The 17,238-nt window shown below is 40.8% G+C and carries 15 protein-coding genes; 1 reads left to right on the top strand and 14 read right to left on the bottom strand.

Features of this window, described 5'->3' with window-relative positions:
* Nucleotides 1-6: 6 nt before the first annotated feature.
* From gatB to EKM93_RS09670, 14 genes are all read right to left on the bottom strand, one after another.
* Nucleotides 7-1,437 carry an Asp-tRNA(Asn)/Glu-tRNA(Gln) amidotransferase subunit GatB gene (gatB, locus tag EKM93_RS09605; RefSeq protein WP_125715364.1) on the bottom strand — a complete coding sequence of 477 codons (1,431 nt, stop codon included), beginning with the start codon at nt 1,435-1,437 and terminating at the stop codon, nt 7-9.
* Complete coding sequence (gene gatA, locus EKM93_RS09610; RefSeq protein WP_125715366.1) at nt 1,437-2,906, bottom strand: Asp-tRNA(Asn)/Glu-tRNA(Gln) amidotransferase subunit GatA; 1,470 nt, start codon at nt 2,904-2,906, stop codon at nt 1,437-1,439. Before gatA ends, gatB begins: the two co-directional genes overlap by 1 nt.
* Nucleotides 2,907-3,206: an Asp-tRNA(Asn)/Glu-tRNA(Gln) amidotransferase subunit GatC gene (gene gatC / locus EKM93_RS09615; RefSeq protein ID WP_125715368.1), complete on the bottom strand. Its 300-nt coding sequence runs from the start codon at nt 3,204-3,206 to the stop codon at nt 2,907-2,909.
* 80 nt (nt 3,207-3,286) lie between these two features.
* Nucleotides 3,287-4,438 carry a CamS family sex pheromone protein gene (locus tag EKM93_RS09620; protein ID WP_376923129.1) on the bottom strand — a complete coding sequence of 384 codons (1,152 nt, stop codon included), beginning with the start codon at nt 4,436-4,438 and terminating at the stop codon, nt 3,287-3,289.
* A 17-nt stretch (nt 4,439-4,455) separates the two neighbouring features.
* Nucleotides 4,456-6,489 (bottom strand): NAD-dependent DNA ligase LigA, encoded by a 2,034-nt coding sequence (ligA, locus tag EKM93_RS09625; protein ID WP_125715370.1) that lies wholly within the window; start codon nt 6,487-6,489, stop codon nt 4,456-4,458.
* A 29-nt stretch (nt 6,490-6,518) separates the two neighbouring features.
* A complete protein-coding gene (pcrA, locus tag EKM93_RS09630) occupies nt 6,519-8,756 on the bottom strand; it encodes a DNA helicase PcrA (RefSeq protein WP_125715372.1) in 2,238 nt (745 codons plus the stop codon).
* 225 nt (nt 8,757-8,981) lie between these two features.
* Nucleotides 8,982-10,277 carry an adenylosuccinate lyase gene (gene purB, locus EKM93_RS09635; protein ID WP_125715374.1) on the bottom strand — a complete coding sequence of 432 codons (1,296 nt, stop codon included), beginning with the start codon at nt 10,275-10,277 and terminating at the stop codon, nt 8,982-8,984.
* 64 nt (nt 10,278-10,341) lie between these two features.
* Entirely contained in the window at nt 10,342-11,463 is a 1,122-nt protein-coding gene (locus tag EKM93_RS09640) for an ATP-grasp domain-containing protein (protein ID WP_125715376.1), read from the bottom strand.
* A gap of 76 nt (nt 11,464-11,539) precedes the next feature.
* Entirely contained in the window at nt 11,540-12,865 is a 1,326-nt protein-coding gene (locus EKM93_RS09645) for a nucleobase:cation symporter-2 family protein (protein ID WP_376923130.1), read from the bottom strand.
* A gap of 10 nt (nt 12,866-12,875) precedes the next feature.
* Nucleotides 12,876-13,475, bottom strand: a complete 600-nt coding sequence (locus EKM93_RS09650) for a xanthine phosphoribosyltransferase (protein WP_125715400.1) — start codon at nt 13,473-13,475, stop codon at nt 12,876-12,878.
* Nucleotides 13,476-13,714: 239 nt separating this feature from the next.
* A complete protein-coding gene (locus tag EKM93_RS09655) occupies nt 13,715-14,368 on the bottom strand; it encodes a glycoside hydrolase family 73 protein (RefSeq protein WP_125715380.1) in 654 nt (217 codons plus the stop codon).
* 41 nt (nt 14,369-14,409) lie between these two features.
* Complete coding sequence (locus tag EKM93_RS09660; RefSeq protein ID WP_125715382.1) at nt 14,410-14,910, bottom strand: hypothetical protein; 501 nt, start codon at nt 14,908-14,910, stop codon at nt 14,410-14,412.
* 127 nt (nt 14,911-15,037) lie between these two features.
* Nucleotides 15,038-15,238 (bottom strand): cold-shock protein, encoded by a 201-nt coding sequence (locus tag EKM93_RS09665; RefSeq protein ID WP_125715384.1) that lies wholly within the window; start codon nt 15,236-15,238, stop codon nt 15,038-15,040.
* Between the two features lie 151 nt (nt 15,239-15,389).
* Nucleotides 15,390-16,373 (bottom strand): aromatic acid exporter family protein, encoded by a 984-nt coding sequence (locus EKM93_RS09670; protein WP_125715386.1) that lies wholly within the window; start codon nt 16,371-16,373, stop codon nt 15,390-15,392.
* 90 nt (nt 16,374-16,463) lie between these two features.
* Between EKM93_RS09670 and EKM93_RS09675 the strand changes: the two genes are divergently transcribed.
* The gene (locus EKM93_RS09675) at nt 16,464-17,159 is read left to right on the top strand and encodes a hypothetical protein (protein ID WP_125715387.1); all 696 of its coding nucleotides are present in this window, start codon (nt 16,464-16,466) and stop codon (nt 17,157-17,159) included.
* Nucleotides 17,160-17,238: the final 79 nt, after the last annotated feature.

Raw genomic sequence — 17,238 nt, forward strand, 5'->3', positions numbered from 1 at the left:
TCATCTTTATCTTTTTTTAAGTTCAGTCATCAAAATTTGGTTGACTACTTTTGGATCGGCTTTACCTTTTGTTTGTTTCATAATTTGACCTACTAAAAAGCCGATTGCCCGATCCTTACCATTCTTGAAATCATCAATAGATTGTTGATTGCTGTCTAAAACGCCATCAATAATTGGGGTTAATTTAGCTGGATCAGATAACTGTGCCAAGCCTTTAGCTTCAACATATTCTTTTGGTTCTGTGCCGTTGGTGATCGTTTCTTTAAAGACTTTTTTAGCGATCTTAGAACTAATCGTCCCATCCGTAATCAACTTAACCATTGTGGCTAAATTTTCAGGGGTTAATTTAGTTTCTTGTAAATCTAATTTCTTATCGTTCATATAGGCATTCACTTCGCCCATTAACCAGTTAGAAATTAACTTAGGATCTGCCTTTTGGGCAACAGCAGCGTCAAAGAAATCAGACATTTCTTTGGTCGCTGTCAAAACGTTGGCATCGTATTCTGGTAACCCAAATTCTTGAACGTAGCGGGCCCGCCGTTTTTCAGGCATTTCAGGAATACTTGCTTGAATTTCTTTGATCCAAGCATCATCTAAATGGAATGGCGGAATATCTGGTTCTGGGAAATAACGATAATCATCAGAGCCTTCCTTCACCCGCATCAAGTAAGTTTGGCCAGTCGCATCATCATAACGCCGTGTTTCTTGACGAATTACCCCGCCAGCCATTAATTCCCGAGCTTGCCGTTTTTCTTCATAAGCTAACCCTTTGCGCACAAAGTTAAAGGAGTTTAAGTTCTTTAATTCTGTTTTAACCCCGTAATCACTTTGTCCAATTGGCCGAATGGAAATGTTTGTATCCACCCGCATAGACCCTTCTTCCATTTTAACATCAGAAGCGCCCGTAAATTGGACAATTTGGCGAAGTTTTTCTAAATAGGCATACGCTTCATCTGGGGAAGCGATATCTGGTTTGGACACAATTTCAATCAAAGGTGTGCCTTGACGGTTCAAATCCACATAAGAATAGCCATCTTCAGAATGGGTGTTTTTCCCAGCATCTTCTTCGACGTGCAATTCAGTAATGCCAATTTTCTTTTTCTTACCGTCAACTTCAATTTCAATCCAGCCGTCTGTCCCTAATGGTTTTTCAAACTGAGTGATTTGATAAGCTTTTGGATTATCTGGATAAAAATAGTTTTTCCGATCAAAATGGGTATCCCGCGTAATTGTCGCATTTAATGCGGAAGCCACCATGATGCCATAACGATAAGCTTGCTTGTTCACCTTAGGCAAAACCCCAGGCATCCCAAAGTCAATAACGTTTGTGTTTGTATTGGGTTCATCCCCAAATTCAACCGGTGAGGGACTAAACATTTTTGTTTTTGTCTTTAATTCAACGTGGACTTCAAGACCAATAGTTGTTTCGAAATTCATTAATTTTGGCCTCCTTTGAATTCGGGTACTTGTTTATGGAAAGTTGTTGCTTTTTCAAACGCATCCGCTGCCGTGAAAATAGCTGTTTCATTTAAAGTTTTAGCCATCAATTGAACCCCAATTGGCAGCCCAGCTTTAGAAAAACCAGCTGGCATTGAAGCCGCTGGAATACCGGCTAAGTTTGCAGGAATGGTCAAAATATCATTTAAATACATCGTTACGGGATCTGTAATTTTTTCACCAATCCCATAGGCTGGTGTTGGCGTTGTTGGTCCTAAGATTAAATCGTGGGTTTCAAATATTTTTTCAAAATCTTGTTTAATTAATGTCCGAACTTGCGCCGCCTTTTTAAAGTAGGCATCGTAGTACCCAGCAGATAATGAGAATGTTCCTAACATAATCCGGCGTTTGACTTCATCGCCGAAACCTTCAGAACGAGACTTGATATAAACATCATCTAATGAATGAACATCTTTAGCTCTAAAGCCATAACGAATGCCATCATAACGCTGTAAGTTAGAAGAAGCTTCACTGGACGCAATAATGTAATAAGCTGGTACGGCATATTTTGTGTAAGGTAGCGTCACTTCATCAACCGTTGCCCCAAGTTTTTCAAAAGTGGCAATGGCCGCTTTGACTGCAGCTACAATATCTGGATCAATCCCTTCACCCATATATTCTTTTGGCACTGCAATCTTCATGCCTTTAACGGACTGCCCTAAAGCAGCGGTAAAATCAGGTACAGCCGTATCAATGCTTGTTCCATCATGGGCGTCTTGTCCGCTGATCGCATTCAAAACAAGGGCGCTGTCTTTGACGCTGCGAGACAAGACCCCGATTTGATCCAAACTAGAACCAAAAGCCATTAAACCCCAACGGGAAACACGCCCATAAGTAGGTTTAATGCCGAAAATACCATTGAATGCGGCTGGTTGGCGAATAGAGCCACCTGTATCTGTCCCTAAAGCAGCGATAACTTCACCAGCAGCAACTGCAGCTGCCGAACCACCTGATGAGCCACCAGGTACTTTGTCTAATTGCCAAGGATTACGCGTCACACCAAAATAAGAGGTTTCTGTAGAACCGCCCATGGCAAATTCATCCAAGTTTGTTTTCCCAACTGTGATGGTATCTTTTGCGTCTAATTTATCCATTACGGTGGCATTATAGACAGGTTCAAAATTATCTAAAATATGGCTAGAAGCGGTCGTCCGCAAGCCTTTGGTTACGATATTATCTTTAATTGCTAAAGGAATACCCGCTAAAATAGTGGCTTCATCAATCCCTTTAGCATCTAAAGCATCTGCTTTTTCTAAAGCAGCGGCCTTATTTAACGTTACAAAGGCATTAATTTTTTCATCCTTAGCCTCGATTTGTTCAAAAGTGGCTTCAACTAATTGTCGCACTGTAATTTCTTTATGCACCAGTTTTTCATGTAAGCTGGCGATATCTTCATCAAAATAATTCAACTATTCGCCCTCCTCTTTTTCGATGATCGCTGGTACACGGATCAACCCATCGGCTTGTTCCGGCACATTCTTTAATAGTTCCGTCCGTGTCGCCTCTTTTTGCGGTACGTCTTCGCGGAAAACATTAATGGCATTAGAAATATGCGTTGTTGGTTCAACGCCAGTTGTGTCTACTGCTTCTAATTGATCTACAAATTCAACAATTTTATCTAATTGACTCGTAAAATTCTCTAATTCAGTTTCATTAAATTCTAGCCTGGCCAGCTTGGCAACATGACTAACTTGTGCCTTTGAAATCATGTTTTTTCTCCTTCTTTACTCCAAATTCGAACATACTCATATATTGTAACATATTTTTTATTGACACTGGTTTAACCAGCTTAATAACTACTGAAAACGTGGGTATAAAAGCTCTTTTCACCACTTTCGCGAGCTACAAAAGCTTGAATACCTTGAGTGGATTGCACGGTAATTTCAATTGGAATATTACTTGGCAAATAACGACCCGCAGCTTGTGAAACATATTGGGTGAAACTGGTAATTTCGGTTTCGCCGTAGAACTGCGTATTGATGGTAATATTCATCCCCTGCAACTGATTATCTTCATAATGTGTTTGGGCAACAACACCGGCAAGATTAGGGAAAAAGCCTTGAATTTGCGATTTAAAGTTCGAAAAAGCATCGCTATCGCCAGAATTCACTGCCTTTTCATCGCCAACGGTTGGTAAAACCTGATTTTTTTCATCCAAGTTCTTCCAATCTGTCACAGTTGTTGCACTGGCTTTATTGGCCGAATAAGCAACATAAACCCCACCGACCAAACTATCTTTAGCCGCTTGTTTATAAATTGCGATGACAATGGGGACATTTTTCAAGTCCGAATTTTGCCGCAAACGTTTTAAAACGGTGTTCGCCATTGACTTACCTTGGGCTAATAATTCCGAATCTGAAATGGTCGTTTTATATTCTGCACCGTATCTTTCTTTTTGATAATAATCAACGGTATTCATTCCCAGGGCAATACTTACACCGCCGAGTTTGACACTTTTGTTATTATCCGTTTGCGTCACGTAATCTTGTTCTAATATTTGCTGTAAATAAAGGGGCGTCCGCTTATCCGCATCTGTAGAGCCATTACTCTTTGGATTCAAACCAGTGGGGTTACTTTTAGATTTGCGAGCCAGCCATTTTTTAACCGTCGCACTCTTTAAATACTGACCTTCTTGTAATAAGTACTTATCAGTGGAGAACTCTTTTTTAGAAATGGTCGTTAAACCGGTTTCCATGCTTTTTACATTAAGCACATTATCCGTTTGACTCACCATTAAGCCCCGAGCTGCACTGGTTTTGTAGCTACCGTCTTGAATCACACCGGTATAGTTGCTTTCCCCTGTGGAACCTGTTGTTTGAACCCCTTTACTGCTATTGGTGGTGGTCGTAGATGTGCCGCTGCCGGTACTCTTTAAATTGCCGCATCCGGCTAAAATAAGTACTAGTCCAGCCATTGCTACTAATAATCCTTTACGTTTCAAAGCTTGTCCTCCTGAAACTAATCCGTTGCTGTCAAATATTGATCTAATTCGGATTCATTAATGATTTGAATCCCTAAATTTTGTGCTTTTGTAAGCTTGCTGCCCGCTGCTGTACCGGCAATTAAAACATCCGTTTTTTTAGAGACAGAGCCGGTGACATGAGCGCCTAAATCTTCTAATTGCTGCGTTAAAACTGGTCGGGTAATATTTTCTAATTTTCCGGTTATAACCACAGTTTTATCCGTGAAGTAACTGGTCGTCGTGGTTGAGGTGCTAGTGTCAATATAGGTTAAATTAACCCCCACGGCTTTAAATTCCTGCAGCAATTCTTGAACCCCGGCATTCGCAAAATAAGTTGCCACACTGTCAGCCATAATTTGACCGACATTATCAATGGTTACCATCTCTTCAGCGCTGGCCTGGGCAAGCTGCCAAACATCCCCGAAATGTGCGGCTAAGATTTTAGCGGCCTTAGCCCCTACATGTCGAATCCCTAAGCCAAATAATAAGCGTTCTAATGAGTTTTGACGACTACGATCAATCGCATTTAATAAATTATTAATAGACTTATCTTTAAATTTGTCCAACTGTGTTAAAGTGTCCGCTGTTAAGCGATATAAATCCGCTGCATCATGGACTAATTCTAAATCATAAAGCTGTTCAATAATGCGCGGGCCTAATCCATCAATATTCATCGCATTCCGACTGGCAAAATGAGTCAGTCCTTCTTTAACTTGAGCCGGACACATCGGATTAATACAACGTAAAGCCACTTCGTCTTCTAAATGAACCAACTGAGCGCCGCAAGAAGGACAAGTTGTTGGTATTTCATAAGGCAAAGCTGTTTCTGGCCGCTTGTTCAAAATAACCGCACTGACCTCCGGGATAATATCCCCGGCTTTAAACAAAGCAACCGTATCCCCGATACGAATATCTTTTTCTTTAAGCATATCCACATTATGCAACGTCGCCCGGGCTACTGTCGTCCCAGCCAACTGAACAGGATCCATTACCGCAGTGGGCGTAACCACGCCAGTTCGGCCGATGGTCCATTCAATATCTCGGACAATCGTCTGCGCTTCTTCTGGCGGGAATTTATAGGCAATTTCCCACCGAGGGACTTTGACCGTGTTGCCTAATTGTGCCTGCAACGCCAAACTATCTACTTTTAAAACCACACCATCAATACCATAAGGCAAATCATCTCGATGCGGTGTTTGTGCTTTAATGTAGTCCATCACTTCAGCCACATTTGAACATAATTTACTATCCGGATTGGTGCTAAAGCCTAAGCGTTTTAAAGTGGCAAGCGCTTGGGTTTGGGTTTGAATGTTTAAAGTATCTTGCTGCGTAATAAAATAAATAAAGGTTTCCAACTGCCGCGCTTTCGTAACTTTGGTATCCAACTGCCGTAAACTACCGGCCGCCGCATTTCTGGGATTGGCAAAAACGGCTTTCCCCTCGGCTTCTCGTTGGGCATTCAACGCTTCAAAAGCCGCTTTTGGCATGTAACACTCCCCACGAACTTCAATGGACAACGGTTCCGGCAACGTCTTTGGAATGCCATCAATGGTCATCAAATTCTTTGTAATATCTTCACCAATTGTCCCGTCACCCCGGGTAGCCCCTTGCACGAACTGGCCGTTTTTATAAACTAAACTGATTGCTAAACCATCAATTTTTAGCTCGGTACTATAGGCATAATCACCGTCAATATTTTTTTGCAGCCGCGCATCAAATGCTTCAAGTTCTTCAAAGGAGAACACATCCCCCATGGAAAGCATTGGTGTACTATGGGTAATTTTGTTAAATCCTGGTAAAACTTCACCGCCAACTTTTTGAGTCGGTGAATCCGGCGTGACGATATCTGGAAAAGCCGCCTCTAAGTCTTGTAAATCCCGATACACTTGATCGTAGACGCTATCTTCAACGACCGGTGCATCCTTTGTATAATAAGCCGCACTGTAACGATTGATCGTCTCCCGCAACGATTGGGCTGCTTGCTGAGCTTGTGTTTTTGTATAAGCTTCAATCGGTTTATCTAATGTCAATTTAGTCACCTCAATTGCTGATTTCTAAGCTAATCTTCTGCTTTTACTTTTTGAATTGGTGCAAAAGCGGCTAGTAACCGTTTCACGCCTTGTTCCTTAAAGGCAATATCCAGTTCCGCATTTTCACCGGTACCATTGACTTTAACCACCGTACCGATGCCCCATTTCTTATGGGTTACTTTATCCCCTGGCAGCCAAGTTTTGCCACCTGCATCACTCGTTTTAGCCACTGCCCCCGGTGCTTGGTACGCGGTGGCTTGACTCCGTTCATATTGGTTTGCTAAGCGGCTGTTGCCCGGTTTTCTAAAGGGTACTGCGCCGGCATTCCGATTGGCATTCTCAATTAAATTATCGTTAATTTCACTGATAAATCGAGAGGCTGGGTTACTTTGGGTCCGGCCGTAAAGCATTCGGCTGTAAGCATTGGTTATATACAGTTTTTCTCGAGCTCGCGTAATGCCCACATAAGCTAAGCGCCGTTCTTCTTCAAGTTCGTCTTGATCGGTTAACGCTCTGCCCATTGGGAAAATGCCGTCTTCTAAGCCAATCAAAAAGACCACTGGAAACTCTAGACCCTTTGCGGCATGCAAAGTCATTAAAGTGACTTCACTGGCAGCTTCTTCTAAATCATCTTGATCGGAAACTAAAGCTAAGTCTGCCAAAAAGTCCACAAACTTGTCACTGTCTTCATCTTCAGGTTCATAATGGTCGTCGAATTGTTGGGTCACTGACAGTAATTCTTCAATATTTTCAATTCGGCTCGCTGACTCTAAATTGTTTTGCTTCTTTAAAGCTGCTAAATAACCGGAACGGTCTAACAAATCTTCTGTCAATTGTGTCAGTGTCTGTGCTTCAATCCGTTGCCGTAGGGCATAAATCATATTCCCAAAATCAGCCAAATTACCATTTGCTCGGCCCGTAATATTCGCTAAATCAATGTTTAAACAAGCTTCTAGTAAAGAAAAATCATGGAGATCCGCAAAATCTTGCAGCTTATCAATGGTGCCTGGGCCAATACCCCGTTTTGGCACATTGATCACGCGTTGAAAACTCATATCATCTTTAGGATTAGCCACTAACCGCAAATAAGCTAAAACATCTTTAATTTCTTTACGGTCATAGAACTTGTGGCCGCCCACAATTTTGTAAGGCATATTGGCTTTAAGTAAACTTTCTTCGACGATCCGTGATTGGGCGTTGGTCCGGTATAAAATTGCAAAATCCCCATAGCGATAGTGCTTGTCTTTAATCTGGGCTTGAATTTGCTGAATCACGTAAATTGCTTCATCTTGACCGCTTTGGCCCCGATAATACGTGATCTTTTCACCCTCTGTATTATCTGTCCATAAATCCTTGGGCCGCCGAACGACATTATGCTGAATGACTTCATTAGCGGCTTTTAAAATATGTTTCGTAGAGCGATAGTTTTGTTCCAGCATCACTACTTTGGCATCACTGTAGTCCTTTTCAAAATCCAAGATATTATTCATGTTGGCACCCCGCCAACCATAAATACTTTGATCCGCATCCCCAACGACACAGAGATTATGATATTGGCCAGCCAACAGTTTAACTAATTGATATTGAGCTTCATTGGTATCTTGATATTCATCCACGTGGATATAATGAAATTTATTTTGATAATAACTCAGTGTTGTCCGATCGCTTTCAAATAATTGAATCGTCAACATGATCAAATCATCAAAGTCCATGGCCTGGTCAGCTTGGAGACTGGCTTGGTAGCGTTCGTAAACTTGAGCCACTGTTTTTTCAAATAGATTTTCCGGATGAAATTCTTTTGGCGTAATCAGTTGATTTTTGGCATTGCTAATGGCCCCTAAAATACTGCGGGGTTCAAATTTTTTCGGATCAAGATTTAAATTTTTCAAGATTCGTTTGATCAAAGTCAGCTGTTCTGCTGGGTCAGCGATGGTGAAGCTGCGGGCATAGCCGATTTTTTCACTTTCTCGCCGTAAAATTCGCACACATAATGCATGGAATGTAGAAACCCAAACAGCTTGTGCATCGTCAGCATTTAATAATTGGCCCACCCGTTCTTTCATCTCTCGAGCCGCTTTATTAGTAAAAGTAATTGCCAAAACATTCCAAGGGTTAACCCCTTTTTCTTCAATCAAGTAAGCGACCCGATGTGTTAACACCCGAGTCTTCCCACTGCCGGCACCAGCCATTATTAATAACGGCCCTTCCGTTGTTCGAACGGCCTCTTGTTGTTTATCATTTAATTTATCTAATAAATCGATTGCCATGGTTTGTCCTTTCGTATCTGCTTATATTGCAAAGCGCATTTTATCTATTATTTACACGTCTAAAAGTACACTACATTATACCAAAATATAAGGCCTATTTCATTAAGCGCCACTGAGGCTCACCGTTATTTCAAATCGCAAAAAAAGGCGCTGAAGCCAACGGTTTGGCATTCAACCCCAATTTTGAGACGTTAATTTAATTGTGATATTTTCTGAAAATAATATTTAGCCTAAACCAACCCGTTCAAACACGGTGTCGATATTCTTTAAATGCCAATGATAATCAAAAGCATCATCCAAATCAGCTGGACTTAACTTAGTCGTTACTTTTGGATCAGCCTCTAACAAGGTGCGGAAATCTTTTTGTTCATCCCAAGCTTGTGCCGTCTTAGGTTGCACAATATCATAAGCCGCTTCACGACTGTAGCCTTTATCAACTAACTTCAACAGTACCCGTTGTGAGTAGATCAAGCCGTGTGTTTTTTGCATATTGGCTAACATATTCTCTGGGAAAACGGTTAAGTTATCTAGAATTTTTGTAAAACGTTGTAAAATATAATCTAATAATTCCGTCGTATCCGGTAAAATAATGCGCTCTGCAGAACTATGGGAAATATCCCGTTCATGCCAAAGGGGCACATCTTCTAAAGCGGTGATCGCATGACCGCGGATCACTCTTGCGAGTCCAGTCACATTTTCAGAGCCAATTGGATTACGTTTATGTGGCATTGCTGAAGACCCTTTTTGTCCGGCTGCAAAATGCTCTTCTGCTTCTCGGACTTCAGTTCTTTGCAAATGCCGTACTTCTAAGGCAAAGCGTTCCACAGAAGTGGCGATTAAAGCCATCGTCTGCACATAATCGGCATGCAAGTCTCTTGGTAGCACTTGCGTTGAAATATCTTGGGCTCTTGTCCCTAGATGTTCGGTAACATAGGCTTCAACTTCAGGTGGGATATTGGCAAAAGTACCGACAGCACCACTGATTTTACCAGCTTCAACCCCTTTGCTGGCCCGGTCAAAGCGTGCTTTGTTCCGTTTCATTTCAGCATACCAGTTTGCTAACACAAGCCCAAAAGTTGTTGGTTCAGCATGAACGCCGTGGGTCCGCCCCATCATTACTGTATACTTGTATTCTTTTGCTTTTTTAGCGATCACTGCTAAGAAATCATCAATATCCTGCCGCAAAATATCATTGGCCTGTTTTAATAAATAACCATAAGCTGTATCCACAACATCCGTTGAAGTTAAGCCGTAATGAATCCACTTCTTTTCAGCGCCTAAGCTTTCAGATACGGTCCGTGTAAAAGCGACCACATCATGGTGCGTAATAGCTTCCAAACGTTGAATTTCATCAACATCAAACGTCGCATTTTCCCGAATTTTTTGAACATCTTCTGTGGGAATCTCACCTAATTGTGCCCAAGCTTCATCCGCAAGTATTTCAACTTCCAACCAAGCTTGGTAGCGGTTTTCATCGGTCCAGATCTTACTCATTTCAGGTCTTACATATCGTGGAATCATTGCAGTCTCCTTTATTATTATCTTAATTTTTTAAGTGATCACATATTAATTAGCGTTCGTTTTTTTATAAATACCACAAGTCCGTGGCATTGATTCGATTAATTAAATTGGCCCGATCGTCATCCGTCACAAAAATTTCACCAATGGGCTCAGCGACTGAATTGGCAATCGCTGCTGGATAATAGTTAAATTGCCATTCTGGTTTAATTTTAATTTGCGTATAACTGGCTTCTTCCATGATCTTAAGCATCATCAATAGAGCTCCGTTGGTTTGCAACGTCACTTTAGGCAGCGGCCAGCCTAACAAAGTTCTAAGCTGCAATTCATACTGGGAAACGCCAGTTGTCTGTTCATAAATATCTGCCGCCGTATGCGTACCTGGAAAGATCCGCTGGGCATAAAGATTGCCAGTGGCTGTCAATAAAAATGAGACACCGAACAAACCGCAATAATTGACGGTTTCAGCAATCCGTTGGGCAACACGCTGAATTTCAGTTTGAACCTCTGTTGCTAAGCGTGGTGCGACCATTGCCGCAATCAGCTGGTGGCCGTCATAAAAAGTTTCAATGATCGGCAACAGTTGAATTTTTTGATCCTGATCTTTACAGACCATAATCAAAAACTCTTGCGATACGGGTACCCAAGATTCCAAAATTGCAGAGGTATCTTCTAAAAAATGCGTCCGATAAGCGATATCTTCATCTCGATATAAGACTTCTTGGCGATTGTGCGCCAAGCCTTTTTGAATCGGTTTAATCACCGCCGGATACCCTATTGACGCTAAGCCCGCCCGCACATCATCTAAATTCACCACCGTCGTATAAGGCGCCACATTCACATTCAAATCATCTAAAAAAGTTTTTTCTAAATAACGATCTTGTGTGATGGCCAAAATATCACTGCCTTGTGGTAAGAAGGTTTGATTTTGCAAAGCTTCCAAAACTTGAAAATTAATATTCTCGTCTTGAAACATCACTAACGGTAAGCCGGCTGTGAAATCCAATACCGCCTCAGTCGCCTCTAAATCCCCCACCGTGGGAAAATCTACAATATTTAAAACTGGTTCTTGTCGATCGGTCATCAAGGCCACACTAAAGCCCATTTTTTTAGCCGTTAATGCTAAAGCATAACTTTTCATGCCGCCGCCAATGATGCCGATCGTTTGCCTAGGATAAATAAAAGCCATTGTTCGGTCCTGCCTTTAATAAAAATAGTATTCGCTGAGTTTACAGTACCACACAACTTTAACGGATGCCAAAATTTTATCGTTCATCTGTCTTGTCTTCATTTAAGCCCACCGCTTCTTCATCGATCGTCCCCATGCCATTAAAGATCAGGTTTAATAAGACTGCCGCTAAGCTAGCCATTACAATCCCATTACTAAAGAGTAATTGGAGCGTGTTAGGTAAAAATTGGAAAATCTGCGGCTGGACCGTCACGCCCAAGCCTAAGCCGATTGAAATCGCCACAACTAACAGATTTTTGTCATTTTGAAAATTAACGTTCTGCAACATCCGAATCCCTTGAACAGCCACCATGCCAAACATCACTAACATGGCACCGCCCAGTACTGGATCAGGAATAATGGTGGCTATCGCACCAAATTTTGGCAATAGCCCCAATAAGACTAAAAATCCGGCTGCAAAATAAACTGGTTTGCGGGTTTTAATTCCTGATAACTGCACTAAACCAACATTTTGTGAAAAAGTGGTATAGGGGAAGGTATTAAATAGGCCGCCAAAAATGATGGCCATCCCTTCTGCCCGATAGCCCCGTTTTAAATCATCCCGGGTTAATTTACGTTTGGTAATATCCCCCAGTGCAAAATAAACACCGGTGGATTCCACCATTGAAACTAACGAAATTAAAATCATCGTCATAATTGAAGACCATTCAAATTGCGGTCTGCCAAAATAAAAGAGTCGTGGAAAATGGAACCAGCTGGCCTCAGCCACTGGTTTTAAGGACACTAAGCCAAAATAAGCGGCGACTAAAGTCCCAATGATTAAACCAACCAGTACCGCAATGGACTTCAAAAAACCACGGCCCCAAAAGCTGACCCCTAAAATGATAAAAATCGTCAAAAAGCCGATACCAATGTTTGTTAAATTGCCAAAATTCTTAGCATTCATATCGCCGCCGCCCAGATTTTGAAAAGCTACCGGGATCAAGCTCAAGCCAATCACCGTAATTAACGTTCCTGTCACTAATGGCGGGAATAAACGCTTAATTTTAGCAAACCAGCCGGCGATTAAAACCACAAAAATACCGGCTGCAATAATTGCGCCATACATTGTCCCAACGGAATAATGCGCCCCAATCATCTTTAACGGTTCAACGGCCTGTACGGCACAACCTAAGACAACGGGCAGGCCAATACCCATAAAACGATTACTGCGCAGCTGAAAAAAAGTTGCCAAACCGCACATAAAAATATCAATCGACACTAAATAAGTCATTTGCAATGCTGAAAAATGTAATGCCCCACCGATTAATAACGGCACGACAACCGCACCTGAATACATTGCTAATAAATGTTGCAGTCCTAAAACTGCAGCCTTAACATTACCCACTTCAGCTGTGGGCACGTTATTGGTCTTAGTTGTTGGCATTAATGGTGTTCGCCTCGTCCATAAAAATAACCTTGCCGTCTTCAAAGGCTTTGATCCGTGCTAATGATTCCACATGAATGCCTTCTTTATCAATTAATTCCCGACCTTTTTGGAATGTCTTTTCGATGACAATCCCAATTCCGGCCAAATCCGCATCTGCTTGTTTAATAATGTCTACTAAACCTTGAACCGCTTGTCCATTGGCTAAGAAATCATCAATGATTAAAACGCGGTCATCACTGTTTAAGAATTTTTTGGAAATAGAGATATGATTGCTGACTTTTTTTGTATAAGAATACACAACAGAGGTGTAGAGTTCATCTTTTAAGGTAACGCTCTTGTGCTTCCGTGCAAAAACAACGGGCACTTTAAACGCCAATCCTGCAAAAACAGCAGGTGCAATTCCAGAAGACTCGACGGTCAATATTTTTGTAATCTTCTCATCTTTAAATAATCGATGAAACTCCTCGCCCATTTGTTGCATTAGCATTGGATCTACTTGGTGATTTAAAAAATTATCGACTTTTAAGACATCATGCCCCAACACTTGCCCATCTTTTAAAATACGATCTTCTAGAATCTTCAAAATTAACGTTCCTTTCTCATAGGTCATAGTTTGTATAATATTCGTATTTTGAACTATTAGCGTAAATTTATAAGTCTAATCATTCGCAACTAACGTAAAATACGAATTTAATTAAATTAAACATTACCATAAAAAAATTGTGTTCTCAATATCAAGAACACAATTTCATTAAATTATAATATTCGTGTTTTATAACACAGTTTGTTCGGCTTTTGCAAAATCAGCAGGTCGCCTTAAAATTAGGTGTCGTATTGGGTGAGTTTATATTTATCAATAATTTGAATGATTTTTTTGGCATAGCCCGGATCAGTAGCATACCCATCTTGCTGCAGACCATTGGCTGCAGACACATAATCCGTCGCGTTAACCACATGCGTATATTGGTCTTGATTCCAGCTAGTACCACCTGCTAATAGTTTGGCATGGGCTAATAAAGACGCATCATAGCTGTCATAGACTTGAAAACGCCCTTTCACGGTCTGCCACGCGCCATCAACATATTCTTGGGTATCTAATACCTTACTGTTATTGGGATCGGTACTCTTAACGCCAAATAAATTATTATATTCTGAAGCTAACCGACTTTTGCCCCAATCACTTTCCAAAATAGCTTGGGCAATTGTAATACTGGGCAAAATATGATAAGTCTGATAAAGTTGCTTCGCATAAGGTGCTATTTTATTAATAAAGGCTGTTTTTTCGCGTTGTTCTTTTTCCCGTACAGCTTTGGAGGAATCAATTGCGGCTTGCTGTAAACTGGCTTCATGATATTCAAAGCCGCGTACTACACCAAAAATGGCGATCAACAAAATTAACAGCGTTATTAGCACACCTAATAAGCCATTGTTTTGTTGTTTCCGTCGATACCCTTGTCTTTTCCGCTGATTTGCCAAAAAATAATCTACCTACTTTTTTCGTTTAATTTGTAACCTTGTTATTTTTCAATTTTAAGGTCATTGGCCCAAGTTAGCAAGTCCAATTGTTTGGTTTCAATCGCTTCTTGAATATGCGCAGGTACTACAAAATCTAAGATGTCTGAAAAGCCCCATAAATCGTACCCCATCGTCAGCCGTAAGTGGACAACGGGATGATTCAAAACTTGTTCATTTTTAAAGCTGCTTTGACAATTTTCAGCAGCAAGCCAGTGTTTTGCCACATGTTTTTTGGCATTGGCATAAATATAATCTGCCTTAGCACTGTATTCTGGAATTGTCGTCGCTTGGAAAATTGCCTTTTGGCACAGCATCCACTCATAATCTGTGAATAATTCTTTGATCTGACGGACTTGTGCCTTAGTCAATTGGGCATTGGATTGGGCCCAATCGTCAAATAAAACCGCAGGCCCCCGTAATACTTCAGTGCTGAAAACATGGGTATTCCCATATTTCTCACGAATCACGGCTTGGGCAATGGCTGCTAAATCGTTATAAGCCATTTGATGACCTCCTTTTTTAAAAAACAATTATTTTAATTGCTCTGTTCTACTTCTATTGTAAAACAAAATAACAAAAAGAGCTGAAACAAAACAATGTTTTGCCTCAGCTCTTAATAAATTTTAAGAATTAGTCTTTAACAACGTTAACAGCTTGTGGGCCGCGGTCGCTTTCTTCAATATCAAAAGTAACGCCTTGACCTTCTTCAAGAGTCTTGTAGCCGTCGCCTTGGATTGCAGAGAAATGTACGAATACATCGCTGCCATCTTCACGTGTTACAAAACCATAACCTTTTTCAGCATTAAACCATTTTACTGTACCATGTTCCATAAGAGCATTTCCTCCTCGAAAGTAAATAAATAATTGTGCATTCTTGTTTGGTACAATGGAAGAAAGTTTTATGAAACGATCGAACCATAACCATTCAAAAAGTACAGCTCTATGTTACCATAACAACCTAGCTATGACAAGGGATATAGCGCTAATTCTGGCTGGCCACAATTGTATAAAATGTGTGTTTTAAACGTAAAAATTGGTGGAAATTATTTAATAAATAATATAGCTGTGCTCGGATTTCAAATTCCTCACGGGACTTCGGCAAAGCGCTGACATGGAACTTCTGTTGTAAAATTTCTACGTTTTCGATTAAATCTTTTGTCGAATTATCTTCCGCCAAATCGTTCGCCGTTTGTGTTAAAATTTTAGCAATAGCTTTACTTTGTAAAACTGTCGCTGGAATTTTTTCTAAACTATTTTGCATTTGTCGCAATAATTCATATTGATTATTGCGCATTTCAAAATACGCTCGATAGTAATCATTTTCAGACAACAGCTGATTTTCGTTATGCCGTACCGTCCAAGCGGTCCCATCATTAATCGCAATTTTGAGGTCACTGATATGATCCCAGCTGGTTTTAATCAAATCGGCTTTTTTAGTTTCATCGGCTGCGCCCAAAAGCTGCTGGCTCATGTTTTCCAAAATGGCCCGCATACTGTCCTCAACGGCAGCTTGATACGTTGAAATGCGATCCTCTAAATTTGGCATGAATAAATTGGCAATGATCGCAATCCCAGCCCCGACAACCATCAATAAAGATTCATTGCCGATCCAATACCAAGAGGTACTGCGTTCAATCAAGAAGTGGGTCACTAACACCGCACTTAAAATAATACCGTCTTGTAAATTGAACATATCTGCCACTGGGATAAACAGCAGCAAAAATACCCCAAAAGCAATGGCGTTATAACCAATTAAATGAAAACTAATAATCGCAATTAAAAAGGCAATTGCTGTTGAAATCACTCTAAAAAAAGCCAGTCGCAATGATGATTTAGTAGTATTTTGAACACTTAAAACCGTGATAATACCGGCAGCCGGCCAGTACTGCAAGTGCATATAATAAGCGACTAAAATGGCAATCGCTGCACCAACCGCTGTTTTAATGGTTCTTAAACCAATCCGCAAAAATAAATTCCTCCCGTCTAATTGTTGGCATGGGTCAGTAAATTACGCTATTATTATGGTAACAAGAATAATTGGAGATTTAAACAAATTATGAGTAAATATAAAAAAGTTAATCGCTGCCTTGCTTTAAGCCTCGCCCTAATCTTCATTCTAATCCTTGGCGGCTGTACCCCTAAACAAAGCGCTAAAGCGCAGTTGGGCACTAATACAAAGGTTATTTTAACGGATATCAAAAAACAAAAGCAAAGTTTACGTACGATTCAAGCAAAGATGACTAAAAATCAGGCTTCTTTTTCTAGTGAACAAGATAAGTTTCCCGGCGAAAATTTATTAGATACGGCGGATTCTAAAACTTATCAGACGGTTACTGAGCGTCGCGAAGCCTATGAAGCCTTCAAACGGAACCAAACGGCTTTACAAAGCGACCGCACCGAGTTATTAAAAATTAGTAACCAAACTTACCCCAATATGCCCAAACAGGCGATCAACGACTTAGTTCAAAGCCTACATCTTTCTGCTTTAGACCAAAAAACATTTGTGACCTTTATGGACGAGCTCACTAGTGCTGAAGAAACTTATTATGACTTGCTAAGCCAGGATTCACAAGCCCATGCAGACAGCAGCGGTACAAATACAGCAAGTGACGATGACATTTCAGAATTAGAGGCACAGGAAAACCGGCTAAATCAGTACTATGGCGCCGTTTTCCAGCAAATTGAAATTATGAATGTTAATTTGAATACCGCCCAAAAACAAGCTAGAGATTTAAAAAATAAAGTAGATTAACTTTTAGTCAATAATAAATGCGTTGACCCCAGCCCTAGATTTTGCCTCTAGTCTGCTGGCATCAACGCATTTATTTTTT

It is taken from the genome of Agrilactobacillus yilanensis (assembly GCF_003946725.1).
In the GTDB taxonomy this organism is placed as follows: Bacteria; Bacillota; Bacilli; order Lactobacillales; family Lactobacillaceae; genus Agrilactobacillus; species Agrilactobacillus yilanensis.